General features: G+C 70.1%; 5 protein-coding genes and 1 pseudogene. All 6 read left to right on the top strand.

What is annotated here, in order from left to right; genetic code table 11:
- The first annotated feature begins 20 nt into the window (after window positions 1–20).
- Window positions 21–1,748, top strand: coding sequence for a CTP synthase (locus tag AB0O15_RS46315; RefSeq protein WP_364334042.1), 1,728 nt, complete (start codon window positions 21–23; stop codon window positions 1,746–1,748).
- Window positions 1,745–2,326, top strand: coding sequence for an NUDIX hydrolase (locus AB0O15_RS46320; RefSeq protein WP_364334045.1), 582 nt, complete (start codon window positions 1,745–1,747; stop codon window positions 2,324–2,326). The genes AB0O15_RS46315 and AB0O15_RS46320 overlap by 4 nt, the downstream gene beginning before the upstream one ends.
- A gap of 99 nt (window positions 2,327–2,425) precedes the next feature.
- Window positions 2,426–5,149 (top strand): peroxidase family protein, encoded by a 2,724-nt coding sequence (locus tag AB0O15_RS46325; protein ID WP_364334048.1) that lies wholly within the window; start codon window positions 2,426–2,428, stop codon window positions 5,147–5,149.
- Between the two features lie 219 nt (window positions 5,150–5,368).
- Window positions 5,369–6,262, top strand: a complete 894-nt coding sequence (locus AB0O15_RS46330; RefSeq protein ID WP_364334051.1) for a phosphotransferase — start codon at window positions 5,369–5,371, stop codon at window positions 6,260–6,262.
- Window positions 6,249–6,773, top strand: a complete 525-nt coding sequence (locus AB0O15_RS46335; RefSeq protein WP_364334054.1) for an alpha/beta hydrolase domain-containing protein — start codon at window positions 6,249–6,251, stop codon at window positions 6,771–6,773. Before AB0O15_RS46330 ends, AB0O15_RS46335 begins: the two co-directional genes overlap by 14 nt.
- A 178-nt stretch (window positions 6,774–6,951) precedes the next feature.
- A pseudogene (locus AB0O15_RS46340) lies at window positions 6,952–7,522 on the top strand (hypothetical protein); the annotation flags it as partial.

Consider the following 7,522-nt stretch of genomic DNA (forward strand, 5'->3'; position numbering starts at 1 on the left):
ACCGACCACGGGAGCTGGCTTTGGCCGTCACAGCGCGCGACACCCGACACATCTTCGTCACCGGGGGCGTCGCCTCCTCGCTGGGTAAGGGCCTCACCGCCTCCAGCCTCGGCAACCTTCTGACCGCGCGCGGGCTCCGGGTCGTGATGCAGAAGCTTGACCCCTACCTGAACGTCGACCCGGGCACGATGAACCCGTTCCAGCACGGTGAGGTGTTCGTCACCGAGGACGGCGCCGAGACCGACCTGGACGTCGGGCATTACGAACGGTTCCTCGACCGGTCGCTGTCGCAGAAGGCGAACGTCACGACCGGCCAGATCTACTCGGCCGTCATCGCCAAGGAGCGGCGCGGCGAATACCTGGGCGACACGGTGCAGGTCATCCCGCACGTGACGAACGAGATCAAAGAGCGCATCTTCGCGATGGCCGACCCGGACGAGTTCGGGCGTACCCCCGATGTGGTCATCACCGAGGTCGGCGGGACCGTCGGCGACATGGAGTCGCTGCCGTTCCTCGAGGCGATCCGCCAGGTGCGCCACGAGATCGGCCGCGACCACGTCTTCTACCTGCACGTCTCGCTGGTGCCCTACCTGGCGCCGTCGGGCGAGCTGAAGACCAAGCCGACCCAACACTCGGTGGCCACCCTGCGCAACATCGGTATCCAGCCGGACGCGCTGGTCTGCCGCAGCGACCGCGAGATCCCCGAGAAGCTCAAGCACAAGCTGTCGCTGTACTGCGACGTCGACCGCGAGGCCGTGGTGGCCTGCCCGGACGCGCCGAGCATCTACGACATCCCCAAGGTGTTGCACCGCGAGGGCCTCGACGCGTACGTGGTCCGCCGGCTCGGCCTGTCGTTCCGCGACGTCGACTGGTCCAGCTGGGACGACCTGCTCCAGCGCGTGCACCACCCGCGCCGCACGATCACCGTCGCCCTGGTCGGCAAGTACGTCGACCTGCCCGACGCCTACCTGTCGGTGAGCGAGGCGATCCGCGCGGCCGGCTTCGCCAACATGGCCAAGGTGCAGCTGCGCTGGGTGCCCAGCGACGACTGCGACACCCAGGCCGGCGCCGCCGCCGCGCTCAAGGGCGTGGACGGCATCGTGATCCCCGGCGGCTTCGGCATCCGCGGTATCGAGGGCAAGATCAACACTTCGCGGTACGCCCGGGAGAACCGCATCCCGATCCTGGGCCTCTGCCTCGGCCTGCAGTGCATGACCATCGACGCCGCCCGCAACCTGGCCGGGCTGGCCGGCGCCAACTCGCTGGAGTTCGACGAGTCCACCCCGAACCCGGTGATCTCGACGATGGCCGACCAGCAGGACATCGTGGCCGGCAAGGGCGACCTGGGCGGCACGATGCGGCTGGGGGCGTACCCGGCGGCCCTGACCGAGGGTTCGATCGTCGCCGAGGCGTACGAGAGCACCGAGATCTCCGAGCGCCACCGGCACCGCTACGAGGTCAACAACGACTTCCGCGACCAGCTCGGCAAGGCCGGCCTGCGGTTCTCGGGCACCTCGCCGGACGGGCGCCTGGTCGAGTTCATCGAGCTCGACCGCGAGACCCACCCGTTCTTCGTGGCCACCCAGGCCCACCCCGAGCTGAAGAGCCGGCCGACCCGGGCCCACCCGCTGTTCGCCGCGTTCGTCAAGGCGTCGGTGGAGTACGCGGCGGCCGACGAACTGCCGGTCGGCCCGCTGGCCGAGGCCGGGGCCGTGCCGGCCGCGTCCGAGCCGGTCGCCGCCTCGTGACCACCTTCGAGCACAGGACGCTGGACCGCACCGAGCGGTACGCCGGCCCGATCTTCACCGTCTTCTCCGACCGGATCACCATGTCCAGCGGCGAGACGGCCACCCGCGACGTGGTGCAGAACAAGGGCGCGGTCGGGGTGGTGGCCCTCGACGACGTCGACCGGGTCGTGCTGATCCGGCAATACCGTCATCCGGTCCAGGAGCGGCTCTGGGAGATCCCGGCCGGGCTGCGCGACGTGCCGGGCGAAGACCCGCTGCCGACCGCCCGGCGCGAGCTGGCCGAGGAGACCGACTACACGGCCGCCCGCTACGACCTGCTGCTCGACCTGCAGACGTCGCCCGGGTTCAGCAACGAGACGATCCGGATCTACCTGGCCCGCGAGCTGACCCCGGTGCCTCTGGCCGAGCGGCACGAGCGGCAGGACGAGGAAGCCGATCTGGAGATCGCCTGGTTCGACCTGGACGAGGCGGTGGCGATGATTCTGCGAGGCGAGATCACCAACGCGTCAACCGTCGCGGGTCTGCTCGCGGCCGCACGGACACGGGATGAGGGCTGGGCGACCCTTCGTCCGGCCTGATAAGTCGGTTTTCTGAACCGGGACCTGCCGCTGCCCGTTGTCGCTTGTGATCGACGACCCGCAGCGGCGGGTTCGCGGGCGGTTCAGGAGGCACAACCGATGACGACACCGTGGACTGAGACCTATCTGGACGGTTCACCCGAGGCCGAGCACGCGCTGTTCGAACAGATCGTTCGGAAGATCTTGCGGGTTCAGGTGAAGAACGCGGCCGGCGGCCCGATCCTGCGAGGATTTCAGGCCAAGGGCACGTTCGTCACCGAGGAGGCCTCACTACGGTTCGCCGACGATCTGGCCCCCGACCTGCGCGTCGGATTTGCCCAGCCGGGCGCGACCTACCCGGCCATGGTCCGGTTCAGTAACTCCGAGGGCCGGCTTCGCGACGACCGCTCCGCCGACATGCGTGGCGTCGCCATGCGCATCACGGTCGCTTCGGACGAGCAGCACGACCTCACGATGACCAGCGGGCGGGTCGGCGCCCGCAACGCCAAGGAATTCGCACCCTTCGCGGCCTTCACCGCGGGCACCGGATTGTCACGCGTGCTGAGCACACTTCGGCTCCCGTTCGTCGTCGGACCCCGCGCGGCCATCCATATGCTCAGGAGCATCCTGCGATCCCGGGTAAAGATTTCCAGCGTGACAGCTCTGACATATGCGACCCCCACGCCGATCCGCTGGGGTGACAACGCCGTGCTGTATCTGCTGCGGCCGGTCGCGGACACAGCGCCGGCGCCCGCTCCGCCCTCTGACGACCCCGACTTCCTCACCGCCGAAATGGTGCGCCGCCTCGCCGGTGGGAACGTTCGCTTCGAACTGTGCGTGCAACGGTTCCGCGACCCGAAATCCACGCCCATCGAGGACGGATCGGTCGACTGGAGCGCTCCGTCGGCGCCGCCCGAGGTTGTCGCGGTGCTGACCATCCCGCGGGGTACGCGACCATCGGCGGTGAACCCAAGTTTCAATCCCTGGAACACGACCGAGGAGTTCCGGCCGCTCGGCAACCTCAACCGGCTGCGCCGGTTCGTCTACGACGCGAGCGCCGCGCACCGCAACCGGGAACGGTTCGTCACCGACGTGCCGCTCCGTAACACCGTCTTCGCCGGCCTGTTCGGGCGGATCTTCGGCGTCGTCAACCGGTTCGTCCCCTGGCACCGGGTGCCGGGGCCACTGGCGCTGCTCAACCTGTCGGCGTTCCGGGACGTGCTGCGCCGGGACAACCTGATCGACACCGAGGCACCTGAGGCGCCTCCGCGCGTACGCAAGGTGCCGCCCGGGCCGACCGACGCCGAGCGCGCCTTCCGCACCCACGACGGCAGCTCGAACGACCTGTCGGACCCGCGGATGGGCGCGGTCGGCGCCGCCTTCGGGCGCAACATGCCGGCCGACCCGCGCACCGACCGGCACGACACGCCCAACCCGATCACGGTCAGCCGTGAGCTGCTGCGGCGCGAGGAGTTCATCCCCGCGACGTCGCTGAACATCCTGGCCGCCACGTGGATCCAGTTCCAGGTGCACGACTGGGTGGTGCACCGGCGGCACAAGCTCGGCGTGGACGACGTACACGTGCCGTTGCCCTCTTCTCTTCCTGGCTGGGCCAACACGCCGGGCGGGCCGCTCGAACCGACGATGCGGATCGGCGGGAACATCGCGCTGCCCAACGGGGCGTTCGCCAACGTCGCCTCACACTGGTGGGACGGCTCCGAGGTGTACGGCACCTCCATCGCGGCGGCCCAGGCTCTGCGGGACGGGGCGAAGCTGCGGCTCACGTCCGCCGGCTACCTGCCGACGGACGTCAGCGGCGCCGAGGTGACCGGGTTCAACGAGGCGTGGTGGACGGGCCTGGGCAGCCTGCACACCCTGTTCGCGCGGGAGCACAACGTGCTGTGCGACGAACTGCTGGCCCGCAACCCCGGCTGGGACGAGGAGCGGATCTACCAGACCGCGCGCCTGATCGTGGCCGCCCTGATCGCCAAGATCCACACGGTGGAGTGGACGCCGGCCATCCTGGCCACCGACACCCTGTACAAGGGCATGAACATCAACTGGAGCGGCGTCCCGTCCTCCTCCTCCGAATGGCTGACCCGGTTCGGGGTATGGCTCACCGATGTGCACGCCCTGCACGGGATCCCGCACACCACACCCGACCATCACGCGGCGCCGTACTCGCTGACCGAGGACTTCGTCACCGTCTACCGCATGCACCCGCTGCTGCCGGACGACTTCTCGTTCGGGGCGGCCGGCCCCCGTGGCCTCGCCGACCTGCTGGGCGCCAAGGCCGACGACGAGCTGCGGGCCATCGGCCTGACGAACGTGCTGCACTCGTTCGGCACCGCCCACCCCGGCGCGATCACCTTGCACAACTATCCGCGTACGCTGATGAACCTCGAACGCGAGGGCGAGCTGATCGACCTGTCGGTGGTCGACCTGGTCCGCTCCCGGCGCCGCGGGGTCCCGCGCTACAACGACTTCCGGGCCGGCCTGCACATGCCGCGCATCACCCGCTGGGAAGACCTCAGCGCCAACCCGGACACGGTTCGTCGCCTGCGCGGCGTCTACCGCACCATCGACGAGGTCGACACGATGGTCGGCATGTTCGCCGAGACCCCGCCGGCCGGTTTCGGCTTCTCCGACACGGCGTTCCGGGTCTTCATCCTGATGGCGTCCCGCCGCCTCCAGAGCGACCGCTTCCTCACGGTCGACTACCGTCCCGAGATCTACACCCAGTTCGGCCTGGACTGGGTCGAGCAGAACACGATGAGCACGGTGATCAAGCGCCATTGCCCGACCCTTGCGCCGCCGGCGGCCAACGCCTTCGCGCCCTGGTAGGGGCTTTCGCCGCGGCGCGTATGGCGGTTGTGTCGGGCTCACCTGCCGGTGGACAGCCGCCCGAATGTGTCGTACCCGGCCGCTACTTTTGCGCCCACCCAGTGCCTGGGTGGGGGAGGTGGCGGTGCGCGGGGGACGCCCCGGCGGGAGTCAAGGTCGACTCGGCTGGGCTGGGGGAAATCGGTGGGTGCGGCGGGGCGAGGCGCTTAGAGTGCTGCCGTGGATGCGGGGCGTTGGCGGGATGCGGCATGGCTGGGGCGGGCTCAGGACTGGATCGACGAGCGGGTCGAGCGCACCGGCGAGATCGAGCAACCGCACGTCCGGCCCTGGTCGACCGTCATGCGGGTGCCGACCTCCGGTGGGGATGTCTGGTTCAAGGCCAATGACGAGTCGCTGCGGCACGAGGTGGTCATTGTCGAGCGGGTCAGCTCGCGCCGGCCCGATGTGGTTCCGCCGCTGATCGGGGCGGATGTCGCGGCCGGGTGGATGCTGATGGCGGACGCGGGGGAGTCGTTGCGGAGCGTCAGCGGCCGGGAGGGCAGTCTCGATCGGTGGCTGGATGTGTTGTCACGGTACGCGTCGGTGCAGCTTGATCTGGCCGGTGACGTCGACGATCTGCTCGCCGCCGGTGTGCCGGACATGCGCCTCGCGACGTTGCCGGCCGCCTACGTGAAGCTGGTCGACGAGGTGGGTGCGGAGCCGCGGTTCCACGATGCGCTGCCGGTGGTGGAGGCGCTTTGTGCCGAGCTCGACGCGTACGGGATCCCGGAACTGTTGCAACACGATGACCTGCACGACGGTCAGGTGTTCGTGCGGGACGGCCGCCACCTCGTGCTGGACTGGGGTGACGCGTGCGTGTCCCACCCGTTCTTCTCGATGGCGGTGACCATCCAGGGTGGCCTGGCGTGGGGGCTCGACGACATGGAGAACTCGGTCGACACCACGCCGTTCCTGGCCGCCTACCTGAAGCCCTTCGGCGGCGATGACCTGGTCCCGGCGACCGATATCGCGATGCGCCTGGGCTGGGTGTGCCGGGCGATCAACGGCCGGGTGCCGGGCGACGACGCGTCCACCATGACCAGGTTGCGGATGTTCCTCGATGGACGGCCATAGGCGACTTTCGTCCCCGCGCGCGGCTACCCCTTCCTCGCCACCGACGTCGACCTGGCCCGGGCCGGCTACGTCGAGCAGGAGTTTCTTCCTCGCCGGCGAGGCGACCCGCTACGCCGCGGACGGGACCGTGATCGACACCGGCAACCCGTACGCCATGCGGCTCGTCGTCCGCCGCCCGGTCGCGCCGAACAGGTTCAACGGCACGGTGATCGCCGAGTGGAACAACGTCTCCAACCAGTGGGACCAGGAGGTCGACTGGCTCCAGACGCACGAGCATCTGATCCGCGAGGGCTACGTCGGGGTGGGCGTCTCCGCGCAGCGCACCGCCGCCCGCATAACCCAGCCCCTGGCCACAGCCCTCACCGCCCGGGTAACCGCCGCACGACGGGCCGGCCGCACAGGCGCGATCCTCCACCTGACCCTGCTGACCGCCGAGGCCCAGCGAATCACCGACCGCCCGGCTCGCGTCGCGACAGCCCTGATCGGCGTCCTCGGCACAGCCCACCCCTGACCCCGGCCGCCGTGGTGGCCGCGTTTCGGCTCACGGGCGCCGCTGACCCGAGTCACGACAGCTTTTGATCGTTGCCCTTTCGGGCAAGGTCGAATGCCCTCAGATTGGTTCGGTTGGCAGTGATTCTTCACCCTGGCGCGGGCCACGATCGGTGTTCGTCCAGCTCACGGGGGGACGGATGGCGAAGGCATCGACCGAGGACCGGGACCCGGAACGCCGCACGCCGCTCACACCGGTTCCGAGCGAGGAGCGAGCGCCCGAGGCGCCGGCCGCCGCGCGCCGCGCGCCGGCAGCGCGGCCCTTCACCGTGGGTACGGCCCAACGTATCCAGTCCGCCGCGGGTAACCGGGCGCTGGCGGGCATGATCGCTCAGCGCCGCGCGACCGCTCAGGCGCCGGCCGCCCCGGTGACCGAGTCCGAGGGCCTGGTCCAGCCCGCCGATCAGGTCGCGGAGCACGACACCGCCGCGTCGGCCCAGCGTCTGGTCGGGCCTGAAGCCGCCGCCCCACCTGAGGACTCTGCCACGACAACGGCTCCGGCCGGCGTTCACCAGCCCGCTCCGGTCACCGCGGCCGCGCCGCCGGCTCCGGTGCAACGCCTGTCACGGCCGCCCGCGTCCGCGCCCGCCGTGCCGGCGACGGACGCCGGGCCGCCGGTGCCGGTGCAGCGGTTGTCGCGGCCGCCGGCGGCGGCGTCGCCGAAGTTCGGGGCGTTGAAGTCGGAGGTGAAAGGTAAGCAGAACACCCTGG

This window comes from Actinoplanes sp. NPDC089786 (genome assembly GCF_040684855.1).
Taxonomy (GTDB): Bacteria; Actinomycetota; Actinomycetes; order Mycobacteriales; family Micromonosporaceae; genus Actinoplanes.